This is a genomic window from Halogeometricum borinquense DSM 11551, assembly GCF_000172995.2.
In the GTDB taxonomy this organism is placed as follows: Archaea; Halobacteriota; Halobacteria; order Halobacteriales; family Haloferacaceae; genus Halogeometricum; species Halogeometricum borinquense.
On record NC_014729.1, the window covers coordinates 1,325,557 to 1,340,829 of the forward strand.

The following is a 15,273-nucleotide window of genomic DNA, read 5'->3' on the forward strand; positions in this document are numbered from 1 at the left end:
TCAGACGCCGACGTGACCGCGATTCACTCGCGGAGCCGAACGACGGTGTCGTCATCGCGTTTCTCGACGTTCACTAACCCGTCAGCAGAGAGATCTGAAACCAGTTCTCGAAGCCACTCGCGCCCGTAGTCGCCACCGTAGTCAACCCGGATTCGTGGCCCGAGTTCATCCAGTTCCAATTCGTCGTACTCGCCCAGCGTTCGGACGACACGACCACGGAACTGCCTACGACTCCCTTCAAAACTCGGCTGGGTCGGCACGTCGGGCGCGGTGAAATCGCCTGTCTCGTAGGCGTGGCACCACCGCCGCCATGGACACCCCGATTCGTCGCACGTGGGCGTCTTCTCGCAGGCGACGCCGCCCAGTTCCATGATGGCGTTGTTCCACACCTTCGATTCGCCCTCGGGCATGGCGAACTGCGCGACGCGTTCGAAGGCGTCGTCGTCATCTGGCACGTCGAAAGCTCGATAGTGTGAGAAATCCATTATACGATTCTCTGAGAGCCAATAAGGGGGGAGACATCCGTTCTGTAGTAGAAGGCGACATTTCTGTTTGCAGCTATCGGAGGAACTGCGTTCGCATCATCCGTGATTCGGCTTTACGGAGGTGCTCTGCGACGGTACTCGGTGCGCAGTCAAGTTCGGCGGCAATCTCCGCCTGACTGACAGTTCGAGGAATATCGTAGTAACCCCTGGAGACTGCCGTTTTGACGACCTCACGCTGGCGGTCTGTGAGCCGGCCCTCGACAGCAGCCGTCGTATCTGCGAGGCCACCGACTGCTTCGATGGTTACGTCAATCGGTGAGGGAACGCTCGTTAATGCCTCCTGAAGTTCATCGTCAGGGCCAAACATCGAGAAAACAACGGTTCCATCCGGTTCGTACTTGACCGGCGGGACGACGAGGATTCCACCCGACGTGACAGGCGTGAACAGCTCCCGGAGTGGCCCAGTCGTCGCATCCCGGACGTACACGTAGAAGGACCGAGCATCAACGCGGGCCACGTCGTAGCCGATCACCTCCGGAATGTCTTCCATTGCTGTTTCGAGTGCGTCGGCGTCGCCGACGACGTAATGGAGAATTCCCAACGCATCGCCGGTGTAGTTCCACTGCAGTGCCGTCGCTCGCTCGACGAACGATGTCTCGGTCATCACGCCGTACATCGGGTGAATGTCGCGCTCCCTCCCGTGGGCCGTGAGACGCACGCGAGCGTGTTTCATGAGTCACACGACGCGATATATAACTTAAACCCACCGAGTGGACTCGGCAGTAGTCACTCCGTTCGAGGGAGCGAACCGTCGGTATGGTTCGAACGCTGGTGACCGGAGCAACCGGCACACTCGGGACAGCCCTCCAGTCGCGCCTCACCGAGGCAGGCCATACTGTTCGGGCGGCAAGCCGTTCGCCGCCGGCCGAGACTACGGCGGACGTCGAGTGGGTCACGCTTGATCTGGCTGAAGGCGCGGGGATTCAGTCAGCGCTCGAAGACGTCGATGTCGTCATCCACGCGGCGACGGCCCCGCAGGGCGACACCAAGGCAGTTGACGTAACGGGGACAGAACGTCTCGTAGAAGCCGCGATGGAAGCTGGTGTCGAGAATTTCGTCTATCCTTCCATCGTCGGAATCGACGACATCCCCTTCTCCTACTACGAGCACAAGCATACCGCTGAGGCTACAGTCGAGACCAGCGATCTCCCGACGACAATCGTTCGTGCGACGCAATTTCACTCGTTCGTCGCAGCGTTGCTTGACTCCGTGGCGAAACTCCCCGTCTGGCCCCTCCCGACAGGGATGCAGGTTCAGCCGGTTGATGTCCGCGAGGTCGCAGGTCGTCTTGTTGATTATGCGACGAAGGGTGCTGCGGGTCGAACTGACCCTGTTGGCGGGCCAGAGGTCCATTCAGTGGGCGACATCGCACAGACGTACCGTCGTGTACGGGGGTTACGTCGTCCGATACTCAGAATCCCATTCCCCGGTGGAACGACTAGGGCATTTCGAGTTGGGCACGCGACCTGCCCGGATCACGCAGTTGGAACCGTCACGTGGGACGAATGGCTCACAGACCACTACGCGAGCGACACTGACGACGTAAGACGGCACAACCAGCCCGCAGTGTAACTCTCGATCATCACATCGTCCACTCGTATGTTACTCGTCTATGACGCCTTAGAAGTAGTTCAGAGGATCTGAATTAGACTACTGAAGTCGAGCAATCGTCTGATCGTTCCCTTCCTCGATCTGGACGAGTCCATCGTCGGCAAGGTCCGAGAGGAGACCTCGCAGCCACTCTCGCCCGTGCTCTCCGTCAGGGGTGTAATCCACTCGGATCCGATGACCAAGCGTGTCCAGATCCATCTCGTCGTGTTCCCCGAGGAGTCGAACAACGCGCCCGCGGAACTGCCGACGGCTCCCTTCGAAGCTCGGCTGTGTGGGCACGTCGGGCGCGGTGAAGTCACCGGTCTGGTAGGCGTGACACCACTCGCGCCACGGGCAACTGGCCTCATCACACCGAGGTTTCTTCCCGCAGGCGACACCGCCGAGTTCCATGATCGCGTTGTTCCATATTCGGGACTCTCCGGGCGGCATAAGGGTGTTCGCAACGGTTTCGTAGTCCGGATCGTCTGCATTATGGATTTCCGCAAATGCGCGGTGCAGAACCCGTTTGACGTTCGTATCCACCACCGCATCGCCGTTGTTGAAGGCGAACGAAGCGACGGCGTTTGCGGTGTACGGGCCGACACCCATCAGTTCGGAGAGTTCGTCTGGCGAGCGGGGGAACTCGCCGTCGTACTCCTCGATTACTTGCCGGGTCGCCTCATGGAGGTATTTCGCGCGGTTGTTGTAGCCGAGACTGTGTCCGCTCCAGAAAGAGACCACGTCGCTCCGGTCGGCCGCCGCGAGGTCCGCGGCAGTTGGCCACTCGTCTAGGAAATCCTCCCACGCTTCGACGACGCGCCCGAGTTGTGTCTGCTGGCTCATCACCTCGGAGACGAGAATTTCGTAGGGGTCGTCGGTCCGCCGCCATGGGAAATCGCGGTGGTCCGCCTCGTACCACGAGACGAGCGCGTCCCGTACGTCGTCCACATCTTCTGGGAGGGCGGTCGCGTCGCCGGTTTCGAGCGACGATGCGTGGCCGTCGGTCATCGTACTGAGCTTAGTCGGTGCGCGTTTATGATTGCTGATTCGGCGACGGCGGGAGGTCTTCTGTGGCCGGTTCGCGGTCGAACAGTGCCGTCTCCACGTCCACGGGGTCCGGGCCGAACGCGATCAGGTCCCGAAGTCGTCGGGAAACGGGACCGACCGTTGCCGCAGTCGCACCCGCTTTGGCGATTGTTTGACGGATTACTGCGGGAATGTCGTCGCCGCGCGTTACGAGCATCGAGATAGCGCGTTGGCCGAGCAGTTGCATATCGAGAATACGACGGACTGCGGGACGGCGACGGGTCGCGTACGGTTCGAGTGACGACGCGGAGAGAACGCCGCTCTCGCGGCGGAGCGCGGGGACGACCGCGGCATGAAGGACGGCGGCATCCTGTATCGCCAGCGCGTTGCCCTGTCCGCCGAGCGGTGAGGCGACGTGGGCGGCATCGCCGATCAACGCGAGGCCATCGCGCACCCACTCGTCGGTGAACCCGGGCGAGACATCCAACAGCGAGCATTGGTCGAAGCCTGTCAACGACTCCGCTAACGCCGGACGGAGGCGAGGGTCTACGGCGGCGATTCGGTCGCGGAACGCTTCGATACCCCGCTCCCGGAGGTCCGGATACGTCCCCTTCTCGATCAGCCATCCGAGTTGGACATCCGGCCCCAACCCGAAGTACAGGAGTTGGCCGTCCTCGTTGATTCGGGCCTGAATCTCATGCGATGCCGATCCCGGAACTTTCGTCCAGACGACCTCGAAATCGGTGTCTACCAGACCGGGATCGATACCCGCCGCCTGTCGAACAGTCGAGTAGCGGCCGTCGGCACCGACGACCAACCGTGACCGGATCGTCAGATCCTCGTCTATTTCGCGGTCACTCGCTCGAACGCCGACAACGGAGCCGTCTTCGACGAGAAGGTCACGAACCACCGTCGAGGGACGGAACTCGAACGTTTCGAAGCGCTCCGCGTCATCGACGAGCATCCGCAGCAGCGGCGGTTGGTCGATAGAGAGAACGAAATCGTGCGGTGGCGAGAGCGTCGTGAAGTCTACGAACGTGTACAGACGACCGTAGAGTTCGAGTTTGAACTTCGAGATCCGCTCGTGCGGCAGGTCCAGCACGCGTTCGAGAACGTCAATCTGATCGAAGACACGGAGCGCCGACGGTTGGAAGGCGAATCCGCGGAACTCTCGGTCGAACGTCGCGTGCCGTTCGAGAAGCATCGTCTCCACGCCGCTCCGGGCAAGCAGTCCGCCGAGAACGCATCCGGCGGGGCCGGCTCCGACGATGACTACGTCTGTCTGAAACGTCTGGGTCTCCTCCGTGCCGACTCGGCTCATACCTTGGGATATGTTCTCATTCGTGGAGGAGATTTTCCCGTCTATGCATGGTACATTTATCATTACTCAAATACTATCGACAGTGTGCGACAAGTCCGGTTCACCGGGTCGCCAGAGGGAGAACTCAGACGGCCCTTGTTCGATCTCCTCGCATCGGGCGAGTGGGTTCGAGAGACGCATCTCGTTGATTGGACGTTGGGTTCTGACTGCCCGGCGGCGTTGTTTGTCATCCGCGGCGACAGCGTTCGATTCGAGGCGGCGTTGGCTGGCGTACCGGACGTTCGGTCGTACGAGGTCCAACACGCGGACGCGGACCGCTTCGCACTGTACGTGACTCTGGACACACCCGAACCGTTAACCACGTTGTTCGACGCCCTGACGACCAGCGGACTCGTCGTCGTCGGCCCCGTTATCTACCGAGACGGGTGCGTTCGTGGTTCTCTCGTCGGGCAGGCGGCCGATGTTCGCTCGGCATTCGACTCGTTTCCGGATGCGTTGTCGCTCACGATAGAGTCGGTGACCGAGTTCGACGTTGGACGAGAGTTCCCCGCCGCGACGCTGACCGACCGACAACTGACGGTCGTCCGTACCGCCGCAAAAATGGGCTACTACGAGATTCCGCGAGAGACGACGCACGGGGAGATTGCCGCAGCACTCGACTGTGCCGCAAGTACTGTCAGTGAACACCTCCACAGGGCGGAGGCGAAACTCGTCACCAGCGCACTCGACGTTTACGAGTGATACGGGCGGTGTCGCTATGTACCGGAACTCGACCCGGGTCAGCGATCACCGGGAAGGGACGACAACCGACCTATGAGTCGCAGGACCCTTATCGTCTGCACCCCTCGGACGCGGGTATGGGACTGGACGAACTCACCGAAGACGTAGAGACTGCGTACGCCGACCTCGACGAGGAATCGACGGTGTCGTTCGACCGCGAGACGAGACACGAACTGGCAATGCTCGCTGCGGCGTTTGAGACGGACGAAACCGACGAACTTGTCCGCCGTGCGGTCCACCTCCTCTTTCAGACCACTGTGGATCGCGGGACGCTCGATTTCCATCTCCGACAGGGCTACGACGTAACGTACGACGAGTATCTCTCGGGGATGACGTACGAGGAGATGACCGGACAGAATCAGTACCCACAACGCGACGACGAACGTCGCTACCAGATGTAAGCGACGGCGAAATCGCCACCAGATGTAAGCGACGGCGAACACCGCCAAAGATCCTATTCAGCGCAGTTCGACGGTCACGTCCACATCGTCGAGTCGGACGTACCGCAGTTCGTCACCTCGTTCGACAGCGAAGGCGTCGAACGCGACGACCAGTCGGCCTTCACGTAACGAGGCGCGAAGAAGGACCCCCTCGCTCCGGACGACGACGTGCGGCGGAGCGGCGACAGGCGGTGCGGGCATCGGGTGGCCGATGGTCGTCACGAGATCCGAGAGGACGCGCGGGAAGTGCATCAGCAATCCAGAGGCATCCAGCGCCCGTTCGAACACGGGCACGACTTCGTCGCGGTCTGTCGTCCACGCACCCTCCGGTGACTCGTCCCACTCGTCAGCGACGGCGTCTGCACACCGTTCGATGCCGTCCACCACGTCGGTGTGTTCTTCGGACAGGCGGCGTTCGACGCGGTCGATCAACTCGGTCACGAACGCTCCTTGTCGGGTAGTGGTTAAAAGAGTCCGCGAGTCGTCGTCAGCGACGACGGGCGTCGTATCGCAGCGTTTCGACCGCGTTTAGTCGTCGTCCGACGCGGCGGGTGTCGATGGCGTCACGCTTCCGGCCGCGTTCTCAGCCTCTCTGAGGATGTTTTCGAGCGTTGCGGCAGTCTCACTATCGACCGAGAGTTCTTCCTCGAAATCGATTCCCTCGGCGGACACGTCGAACTCGCTGAGCAGTTCGCTCAGTTCGTTCGCTTGGTCAGCGAGGCGGTGTGCCCCCTCAGAGACTTCGCTGAGCGTTGCCGTCTGTTCCTCGGCGGCGGCGGAGACGTTCTCGGCTTCGGCCGTCGTCTCCTCACCGATACCCGCGAGTTCGTCGGCCATCGACAGCACGTCCTCGGTCGTACTAGCCTGTTCTCCCGTGGCGGCGGCGACTTCCTCGACACTCGCGCTGTTTTGACTCACGCTATCGGCGATTTCGTCGAACGAGGACAGCGCCTCGTCAACTTCGTCGGCACCCGCTTCGACTTGCTCGCGCATCTGCTCGATTCGTTCGACAACCTCAGCGCGCTTCGACTGGAGCGTCGAAACGTGGTCTTCGATTGTCTCGGCGTACGTCGCCGTCTCCTCGGCGAGATGTTTCACTTCGTCGGCAACGACAGCGAATCCGGACCCGGCTTCACCAGCGCGCGACGCCTCGATGGACGCGTTCAGCGCGAGGATGTTCGTCTGCTCTGCGAGGTCCGCAATGACGCCGGTCACGTTGCTAATCCGTTCTATCTCGTCGTCTAAGTCTTCGACAGACTCGACGGCTTCGCGCGTCTCCATCTCGATAGCTTCAACGCCGTCAAGCGCGCCGTTTGCGGCCTCGCGTCCCTCATCAGCACGTTCTGCAACCGCAGCAGAACCGTCTGCCAAGTCGTCGGTCGTCGCCGAGACCTGCTCAACCGACGCCGAGAGGCTACTCATCTCCTCTGAGAGTTCTGCTAAGTGGTCGGCCTGTTCGCGTGCCCCGGCGGAGATCTGTTCGACCGACTGTGCGATTTCGTCGCTCGCGGAACTCACCTCTGCGGCCCCCGAGGCGACGCCGGAACTGCTGGATGCCACTGTCTCTCCGAACGCGGTGAGGGCAACGAGCGTCGTTTCTAACTCTTCTGCCATCTCGTTGAACGCGGCAGCAATCGTTCGCATGACCTCCGAGTCGGATTCGAGGTCCATGCGGACGGTCAAGTCGCCGTCGGCCGCCTCGCTCATTACATCTCTGTAACGGCGCGCGTCGTCACGTTGTGACTTCAGGTCGTCACGAAGCGCATCGATGCCGTCCACGACGGACCCGAACTCGTCGGTTCGGCCATCGGGGAGCGACACGTCCAAATCACCGCCGCGAAGGCGTTCGACGCGTCCAGCGAGCGTCGAGAGCGGCGTGACGGTGGTGCCGTGGATGATTGCGCCAAGGACGACGAAGCCGATGACGACGGCGGCCAAGAGCGCGATAAGTTTCTCACCGACAGACTGTTGGACGCTGTACACCGCAGAGGCGGGTGCGTGAACCACAGTCACGAGGTCCGTTCCTGAAACGGGTGCGTAGGCGACGAGATGGTCCTCCGAGAGGACATCGTTCGCGCCTTCCTCGTAGACGCCCGAATTACCGGCCGCGCCCTCGGACAAGGCAGTCGCGTTCGGGACGCCGTAGTCACCGTAGTTTTTCCGACCGGAAGCGTCGAACTGCACTTTCCCGTCGGTCGTAACTACCTGTGCGAAACTCCCCTCGACGGCAGTGTCGAGCGTGAGTTCGACGTAGCTCATGTCGGCGATAACCATCACGACCCGGTCAGATTTGAGTTGAACCGGGCTGACGAACGCCATGTACGTCTTGTTATCGCGCTGGTACGGGCGAGTGTAGGAGACCTGATCGGCAACGGGCATATTAATCGACCCGGTGAGGAACGACGTTCCCTCAGGAAGCGGGTCGGTTCCGACGGCGTCACTGTTCGAACTGGCGACGATACGTGAGTTCTCGGTATCGACGTAGTGAACGTCCGTGACGGCCGTCGGGAGGACGGCTTTCTCACGACGGAGGTACTGCGAAACGACCGGGTTGTCGGCGGTCTGGAACACGCTATAGCGTGAGACCATCCGTGCGGTCTGCTTTTGTGATGAAACCCATCCGGACAGTTGCTCAGACTGAAGCGTGGCTGTTGATTGGAGATCGCGTTGCGCGGAGTCGCTCACCTCTTCGGCGACGGTCACGTAGGTGTAGCCGCCGATAGCGACGACAGCGACGGTGACAATGACGAAGAGGAGAGCCAACTTGGCAAGATAACTACGCTGAAGCGGTTCGGGGAGGAGGTTGTCGAGTTTTTGGGCGACGTTCATCTACTCCCCTCCGACGGTGTTTCGGTTCAAAATAGTTCGCCGCTGATTATCAAAAAAGATTCTGTAAAACCGGATGACGTAGAGGCTATTGATGTCAGAGAACAACATTTGAGACTGTTTCGGTTTCCGCCGCGCTGTGAGTCGGCCGCAGACGAACGACTCCGGAGAGTTTTATCCGACGGCGACCCACCGGCGCGTATGGAAACTTCGGAAGTCGAACGTCTCATCGAGGACGGTATTGAAGACGCGGACGCGTCGGTGTCGCTTCCGCGCGTCCCGGACGAAGACCACGAAGACGCACACTTTGCGGCCGTCGTCGTCTCGCCCGCGTTCGAGGGGAAAAGCCTCGTCCAACAACACCAGATGGTGTACGACGCGCTGGGCGAGTCGATGACGACAGACATCCACGCGATGGAACTGAAAACCTATACGCCCGAAGAGTACGGGGACGCAGGCGAGTAACTACCAGACGACCGAACGTACCGTCCGCAACGCTACAGTCGCGGTTCGGTTTCTTCGAGTTCGTCCAGCGAGCGGTTCTTCAGCGCGCTACCAGACTGTGTGTCGAACAGATGAATCGCTGGCTCGGGGAGGCGTGCGACGACCGGTTGTCCGGCGTCGAGGCTCCGCATCCCATCAACCGTCGCCACGAGGTCTGCGTCGCCGCCCGTCTCGAACGAAAGGTAGACGTTGTTCTCGTTACCCATCGGTTCCACCACGTCGATGACCATCTCGAAGTCGTGATCGTCCGCGGCTTCGGAGACGACTTCGATGTCTTCGGGCCGGATGCCGAACGTGACGTGCGTGGTGTCGCCGAGCGCTTCGCGCGTCTCCTCAGACAGCGGATAGTCGAAGAGGTCGCTCGTCAAGCGGTCGCCCTGCATCTCCATCTCGAAGAAGTTCATCGAGGGTTCTCCGATGAACTTTGCCACAAACTGGTTCGTCGGTTCGTGGTACGCCTCCAACGGCGTCGCGACCTGCTGGAGTTCGCCGTCGTTGAGGATGGCGATGCGGTCGCCCATCGTCATCGCCTCCGTCTGGTCGTGCGTCACGTAGACGGTTGAAACGCCCAAGTTCTCCTGTATACGCTGGAGTTCCGTTCGCATCTGCGAGCGAAGTTGGGCATCGAGATTCGACAACGGTTCGTCCATCAGGAACACTTTCGGGTCCCGGACGATAGCGCGGCCGAGAGCGACGCGTTGCTGTTGGCCGCCGGAGAGTTCGCCGGGTTTGCGACCGAGTAAGTCGCCGATACCGAGCATCTCTGCCGTCTCCTCGACGAGCGATGAGATCTCGCTGTCGGGCATGTCCGTGGATTCCTCCAGCCCGAACGACATGTTCTCCTTGACGGTCATATGCGGGTACAGCGCGTACGACTGGAACACCATCGCAATGTCGCGTTCGCGCGGCGGTTGCGCGTTTACGACCTCGCCGTCGAGTCGTATCTCGCCGCTGGAGACGGTTTCGAGGCCCGCAATCATTCGAAGTGTGGTGGACTTCCCGCATCCGGACGGCCCGACGAGGACGAGGAACTCGCCGTCGTCGATGTCTACGGAGACGCCGTCTACTGCCACGATGTCTGTACCGTTGTCGTCGAATACCTTCGTAACGTTGTCGAGTGTGAGTTCTGCCATTATGTTTCACCTGCCACGCCCTCTGCGAACTTGTCTCCGAACAGGACGTACACGAGGAGCGTCGGGAGTGCCGCGATGAACGCGGCGGCCATCTGGATGTTGTACTGTTGGACCATCGAGCCTTGGAGTTTGTTCAGCGCGATTGTCGCAACCTCGCTCGTCGGCGAGGACACCAGCACGAGTGCGAACAGGAAGTCGTTCCAGACCTGCGTGAACTGGTAGATAAGCACCACCGCGAACATCGGCTTTGAGAGCGGGAAGATGATGCGGCGGTAGATACGCGTGAACGTTGCGCCGTCGATGCGCGCAGCCTCCAGCATCGACTGGTCGAAACTCGCGTAATACGACCGGAACAGGATGGTACAGATGGGAATCCCGTACGCGGTGTGTGTCACGATGAGTTCGATGAGTCCGACGCGTTGGGCGAGGAACGGTATCCCCGCGAGGTGGTTGTGGAGACCGACGATGGTCCAAAATCGCGTCAGTGGAACGAGTACGGACTGGTAGGGGACGAACATCCCTGCGACGAACAGAATCAGCACGCCCGCCTGGCCGCGCCAGTTCAGGTTCGTGAGACCGTACGCCGCGATAGAGCCGATGAGGCCCGACAGTACCGTCGCCGGGATGGCGACGAACGCGCTGTTATACAGCGCACCGGAGAAGTCCGTCAGCGGACCCTGCATCTGCGCCCACGCCTCGTTCCACGGCCCGAGCGTGAAGCCGTCACCGAACGGCGGGATGAACGGCGTCGTGTTGATGAACGCATCCTGCGTCTTGATGGATGTCATCAGGCCGCTCTCCAACGGTGCGAGGTAGAACGCCGCCATCACCGCGATAACGGCGTACAGTCCGTAGCGCGACACGCTGGCCGAACGGATGTCGTCTGCGAGACTCATAGGTCACCTCGCTGGTACTGCACGTAGAGATACGGACCGATAACCACCAACGCGAGCAAGAACAGGACGGTTGCGATGGCTGCGCCGTACGCCCAGTTCGTGGAACTGAACGCTTCGCGGTACATCATCGTCGCAAGGATGTCCGTCGAGGGGCCGGGCGTGTCGCCGAACATGACGAACAGGAAGTCGAACGCCTTGAGTGCGAACACCATCAGCACGACAGCGGCGCTCATGGTCGAAGCCCGCAGTTGAGGGATGATGACGCGCCAGTACATCCGAACGGTAGACGCGCCGTCGATGCGTGCCGCCTCGAACTGATCCGACGGAATGGCGCGCAGACCGGCGAGATACACGACCATGCAGTACCCGCTGAACTGCCACATCAGCGCGAAGATGACTGCGCCAAGTTTCGTCTGCGGGTCGCTGATCCAGTCGTTGGCGACGAAGCCGAGGCCGATGTTCCTGAGGACGACGTTGACGAGGCCGCTCTGCGGGTTGTACATCCACGCCCAGAAGATGGCCGTCACGACGAACGAGAGGCTCATCGGCAGGAGGTAGATGGTCCGGAACGTGTTCTCGAACCGTATCCCGCGGTCAACGAGAATCGCGAGGACGAGTCCGACGATTAACGAGGCCACCGTGAACACGACGAGTAACACGATAGTGTTGCGCGCGGCGGCGACGAACGTCGGGTCGCCGAGCATCTGCGCGTACATCGAGAAGTCGAGGTTACTGTAGTCCGGATTGCCGAATCCGTCCCAGTCGGTGAGCGAGATGATGGCGTTCCAGCCGATAGCCCCGTAGACGAACAGCCCCATGAGGAGCGTCGGCGGCAACCAGAACGGGAGCGACCGGACGAACTCACTTTCGAGCCACGACCGCTCGGTTTGATCGGTCGTTGTCGAAGCGGGTGCGGTCGCGGTACCGCCGTCTGTTCGTATGTCGTCGCTCCGCTCGTCTCCACACCCGAGGCTCACGAGTCGTCGAAAGATGGAGTGAAGCATATGTGACGCCCCGTTAGTTCGGGAACGCGTTCACGAGCGCGTCGTACGCTCCCTCGACGTTCCACTGTTCGTTGAAGCTGGCGAATGCCTCGTCGATATCACCGTGAACGTCAGGCGTAACGGCCGTCCCGTGCGCGATGGTCGGCGGTTGGGCATCGGAGTTCTTGAAGTCCTCAATCTGCGACTGCAGGAACGGACCGAACGGGTCCGTCGGCACGTCGGTCCGCGGCGGAATGGACCCCTTGATCGGGTTGAACCGCTTTTGCGCATCGACCGTACCGCAGTAGCTGAGGAACTTCCGCGTCGCCTCCGGCGACGGGTTGTTCTTCGGGAAGACGAACGAGTCGGTGACGACGGAGTACTGGCCGCTCGTTCCGGGGAACGGAATCATTCCCCAGTCGGAGTCGTACTCGAACTCCGAGGCGGACTTGTACTGACCTGCGGCCCAGTCGCCCTGGTGGATGAACGCCGCATCGCCGTTGACGACTTTGCCGTTCGCTTGGTCCCACGAGACGGATCCGGCGTCCTGGTTGAAGTGTTCGTGGTAGTCTTTGAGCGTCTGAAGCGACTCTTTCACCGCGCTTTCGTGGTCTGCGATGTTGCCTTCGACGATAGCGGAGTTGTACGTATCAGCACCGTTGTAGCCGAGGAAGATGGTTTCCCAGAGCTGAACCGACGACCACGGCGACTTGATCTGGTGCGCCATCGGCACTGCATCCGTCTCGCTGGCGATGGTGTCGAGCGCGTCGTTGAGCGCGCCGGGATCAGAGAGACTTGCCGGGTCAACGCCCGCCTCTTCAAGAACAGAGGCGTTGTAGAACAGATTGTTGAGGCGGTGGATGTTGATCGGGACTGCAACGTAGTTTCCAGCCGGTTGGGAGAGATTCTGTACGCCCTGCCGGTAGGCGTCGCGCATCTCCTGACTCCAGACGGAGTCACCGATGTCTTGGAGGACGTCCCCCTCGACGTACTGGGTGAGCGCCTTCCCCGGCCAAATCTGGAACGTACTCGGGGGGTTTCTGTTGAGCACACGGTTCTTAATGACCGTATCGAGTGCGGAACCAGCCCCACCGGGTGCCGGGTTGTTGTTGAGTTCGACGTCCGGATACTCCTCTTTGAAGCCGTCGAGGAGTGCTTGCAGAGCATCTTTCTCGCCACCGGCCGTCCACCAGTGGACGAGTTCGAGTTCGTTGCCGCCGCTCTGCTCGGTCGTCGTATCGGCTGCCGTCTCACCACTGGTACCCTCGCCGGACTCCGTGGTCTCTTCAGTTGTCGTTGTCTGGTCGCCACCGCCGGAACAACCAGCCAGTCCTGCCATTCCTGCGCCCGCCAGACCACTGAGGCGGAGGTACGTCCGTCGAGAGAACCTGCGTTCGTTATTATTATCTTTCATGGTAGTTAGTCGTTGGCAGTCGCGGATGTACTATCCTACACGATTTACTTAAAGGTTTGCAGATTGTTTACTGGGTATCGAGTGAATACGTTAATAAAGAAAAATGATGGTTTGGAATACGAGGATAGCAATGGGTAGTACCATCTACTGATAATTTTTCTGTCATTTAGTATTCACTTATTTATCCGATTAATTTTCCCATATTCTGGTGATATAATATGAAATGACAATCATAGAATGTGATGTGTGTTGAGGAAGTTCACGATATCTTTCAACTGTTGTCCAGCGATGCGGACCAACGGGTTTTACGCAGACACCCTTCGTCTGCCGAACTATGAGCGAGGACTTCCGAACCGAACGGGACAGTCTCGGTGAGATGCAAGTGCCCGCGGACGCGTACTGGGGTGCGCAGACCCAACGGGCCGTAGAGAATTTCCCCATCTCGGGAATCACGTTCAGTCGGCGGTTCATCCGCGCGCTCGGCGTCGTGAAGAAGGGGGCCGCACAAGCGAACCGCGACCTCGGACTCGTAGAGGAGAATATCGCGGACGCCATCGTCGAGGCCGCAGACGAGGTCATCGCCGGCGAACACGACGACCAGTTCCCCGTAGACGTGTTCCAGACGGGGTCCGGCACGTCGTCGAACATGAACGCCAACGAGGTCATCGCCAACCGCGCCGCCGAACTCATGGGCGAGGAAATCGGCGACCGCGTGGTCCACCCGAACGACCACGTGAACTACGGGCAGTCCTCGAACGACGTGATTCCGACCGCAATGCACGTTTCGGCGCTCGAAGCTGTCGAGAAGGACCTCCTTCCCGCACTCGACACGCTCCGCGAGGCGCTCGAAGCGAAAGAAGAGGAGTTCGCGGGCGTCGTTAAGACGGGGCGAACTCACCTTCAGGATGCGACGCCGGTCACGCTCGGACAAGAGTTCGGCGGGTACCGGACACAGGTAGAGAAAGGTCTCGGTCGCCTCGACGGCGTTCGTGAACATCTGAGCGAACTCGCACTCGGCGGGACGGCCGTCGGCACCGGACTGAACACCCATCCCGACTTCCCCAAGAAAGCGGCAGAGTACATCACGGCGGAGACGGGTGTCGAGTTCCGTGAAGCGGACAACCACTTCGAGGCGCAGGCCGCCCACGACGCGATGAGCGAGGCTCACGGCGCACTTCGGACCGTCGCAGGGTCGCTGAACAAGATTGCGAACGATCTGCGGCTTCTCGCTTCCGGTCCGCGAAACGGTCTCGGCGAGATCGAACAACCCGAAAACCAACCGGGCAGTTCCATCATGCCCGGGAAAATCAATCCCGTCGTCGCTGAAGCCGTCAATCAGGTCCACAAGCAGGTCGTCGGTAACGACGCCGCCATTTCCGCCGGAGCCGCTGAGGGACAGATCGACCTCAACCTCTACAAGCCCGTCCTCGCGCACAACTTCCTCGAATCGGCGCAACTCATCTCGAACGCTTCGGAAACCTTCGGGACGAAGTTCGTCCGCAAACTCGAAGCGAACGAGGAGGTCTGCGAGGAACAGGTCGAACGCTCGATGGCGCTGGCGACGGCGCTGAATCCCACTATCGGCTACGACAAAGCGAGTGAAGTAGCGAAGACGGCACTGAAAGAGGGCAAGACCGTCCGCGAAGTCGTCATCGAGAAGGGCTATCTCTCCGAAGAAGAGGCCGACGAAGTTCTCGACCCCGAGAAGATGACACACCGGGGAATCCTCGGCGACGACTGAAGCGACAATCTAAACCATTCTGATACTTTATTCAAGTACACTACTGCTAGCAATCAGCAGACGGCAGTTCGTTC

14 protein-coding genes and 1 pseudogene are annotated in these 15,273 nt (G+C 60.5%); 5 read left to right on the forward strand and 10 right to left on the reverse strand.

Going from position 1 to position 15,273, the window contains the following annotated elements; genetic code table 11:
* Positions 1-23: 23 nt before the first annotated feature.
* Positions 24-470: pseudogene (locus HBOR_RS06805) on the reverse strand (A/G-specific adenine glycosylase); the annotation flags it as partial.
* An 88-nt stretch (positions 471-558) separates the two neighbouring features.
* On the reverse strand, positions 559-1,218 hold the full coding sequence (locus HBOR_RS06810; protein WP_006054222.1) for a helix-turn-helix domain-containing protein: 660 nt from the start codon (positions 1,216-1,218) through the stop codon (positions 559-561).
* An 83-nt stretch (positions 1,219-1,301) separates the two neighbouring features.
* Between HBOR_RS06810 and HBOR_RS06815 the strand changes: the two genes are divergently transcribed.
* Positions 1,302-2,117, forward strand: a complete 816-nt coding sequence (locus HBOR_RS06815) for an SDR family oxidoreductase (protein WP_006054223.1) — start codon at positions 1,302-1,304, stop codon at positions 2,115-2,117.
* A 78-nt stretch (positions 2,118-2,195) separates the two neighbouring features.
* Here the strand turns inward: HBOR_RS06815 and HBOR_RS06820 are convergent, their stop codons facing one another.
* Positions 2,196-3,143, reverse strand: a complete 948-nt coding sequence (locus HBOR_RS06820; RefSeq protein WP_006054224.1) for an HhH-GPD family protein — start codon at positions 3,141-3,143, stop codon at positions 2,196-2,198.
* Positions 3,144-3,168: 25 nt separating this feature from the next.
* The gene (locus HBOR_RS06825) at positions 3,169-4,482 is read right to left on the reverse strand and encodes an FAD-dependent oxidoreductase (protein WP_006054225.1); all 1,314 of its coding nucleotides are present in this window, start codon (positions 4,480-4,482) and stop codon (positions 3,169-3,171) included.
* Positions 4,483-4,566: 84 nt separating this feature from the next.
* Between HBOR_RS06825 and HBOR_RS06830 the strand changes: the two genes are divergently transcribed.
* Together HBOR_RS06830 and HBOR_RS06835 are read left to right on the forward strand one after the other, a co-directional pair.
* Positions 4,567-5,223 (forward strand): helix-turn-helix domain-containing protein, encoded by a 657-nt coding sequence (locus tag HBOR_RS06830; RefSeq protein ID WP_006054226.1) that lies wholly within the window; start codon positions 4,567-4,569, stop codon positions 5,221-5,223.
* 116 nt (positions 5,224-5,339) lie between these two features.
* Entirely contained in the window at positions 5,340-5,663 is a 324-nt protein-coding gene (locus HBOR_RS06835) for a hypothetical protein (RefSeq protein ID WP_006054227.1), read from the forward strand.
* A 57-nt stretch (positions 5,664-5,720) separates the two neighbouring features.
* On the opposite strand, the gene HBOR_RS06840 is transcribed toward HBOR_RS06835, so the two are convergent.
* Both HBOR_RS06840 and HBOR_RS06845 read right to left on the reverse strand, forming a co-directional pair.
* Entirely contained in the window at positions 5,721-6,143 is a 423-nt protein-coding gene (locus tag HBOR_RS06840) for a hypothetical protein (RefSeq protein ID WP_006054228.1), read from the reverse strand.
* 87 nt (positions 6,144-6,230) lie between these two features.
* The gene (locus HBOR_RS06845) at positions 6,231-8,531 is read right to left on the reverse strand and encodes a methyl-accepting chemotaxis protein (RefSeq protein ID WP_006054229.1); all 2,301 of its coding nucleotides are present in this window, start codon (positions 8,529-8,531) and stop codon (positions 6,231-6,233) included.
* A gap of 198 nt (positions 8,532-8,729) precedes the next feature.
* Between HBOR_RS06845 and HBOR_RS06850 the strand changes: the two genes are divergently transcribed.
* Positions 8,730-8,993 carry a BolA family protein gene (locus HBOR_RS06850; protein WP_006054230.1) on the forward strand — a complete coding sequence of 88 codons (264 nt, stop codon included), beginning with the start codon at positions 8,730-8,732 and terminating at the stop codon, positions 8,991-8,993.
* Between the two features lie 32 nt (positions 8,994-9,025).
* On the opposite strand, the gene HBOR_RS06855 is transcribed toward HBOR_RS06850, so the two are convergent.
* Genes HBOR_RS06855 through HBOR_RS06870 form a run of 4 tightly spaced genes read right to left on the reverse strand, consistent with a single transcriptional unit; the run spans position 9,026 to position 13,458 of the window.
* Positions 9,026-10,165, reverse strand: a complete 1,140-nt coding sequence (locus HBOR_RS06855) for an ABC transporter ATP-binding protein (RefSeq protein WP_006054231.1) — start codon at positions 10,163-10,165, stop codon at positions 9,026-9,028.
* Entirely contained in the window at positions 10,165-11,061 is an 897-nt protein-coding gene (locus HBOR_RS06860; RefSeq protein ID WP_006054232.1) for a carbohydrate ABC transporter permease, read from the reverse strand. Before HBOR_RS06860 ends, HBOR_RS06855 begins: the two co-directional genes overlap by 1 nt.
* Positions 11,058-12,065: a carbohydrate ABC transporter permease gene (locus tag HBOR_RS06865; RefSeq protein WP_006054233.1), complete on the reverse strand. Its 1,008-nt coding sequence runs from the start codon at positions 12,063-12,065 to the stop codon at positions 11,058-11,060. Before HBOR_RS06865 ends, HBOR_RS06860 begins: the two co-directional genes overlap by 4 nt.
* A 13-nt stretch (positions 12,066-12,078) precedes the next feature.
* Entirely contained in the window at positions 12,079-13,458 is a 1,380-nt protein-coding gene (locus HBOR_RS06870) for an ABC transporter substrate-binding protein (protein WP_013440558.1), read from the reverse strand.
* 334 nt (positions 13,459-13,792) lie between these two features.
* Between HBOR_RS06870 and HBOR_RS06875 the strand changes: the two genes are divergently transcribed.
* A complete protein-coding gene (locus HBOR_RS06875; protein ID WP_006054235.1) occupies positions 13,793-15,199 on the forward strand; it encodes a class II fumarate hydratase in 1,407 nt (468 codons plus the stop codon).
* Positions 15,200-15,273: the final 74 nt, after the last annotated feature.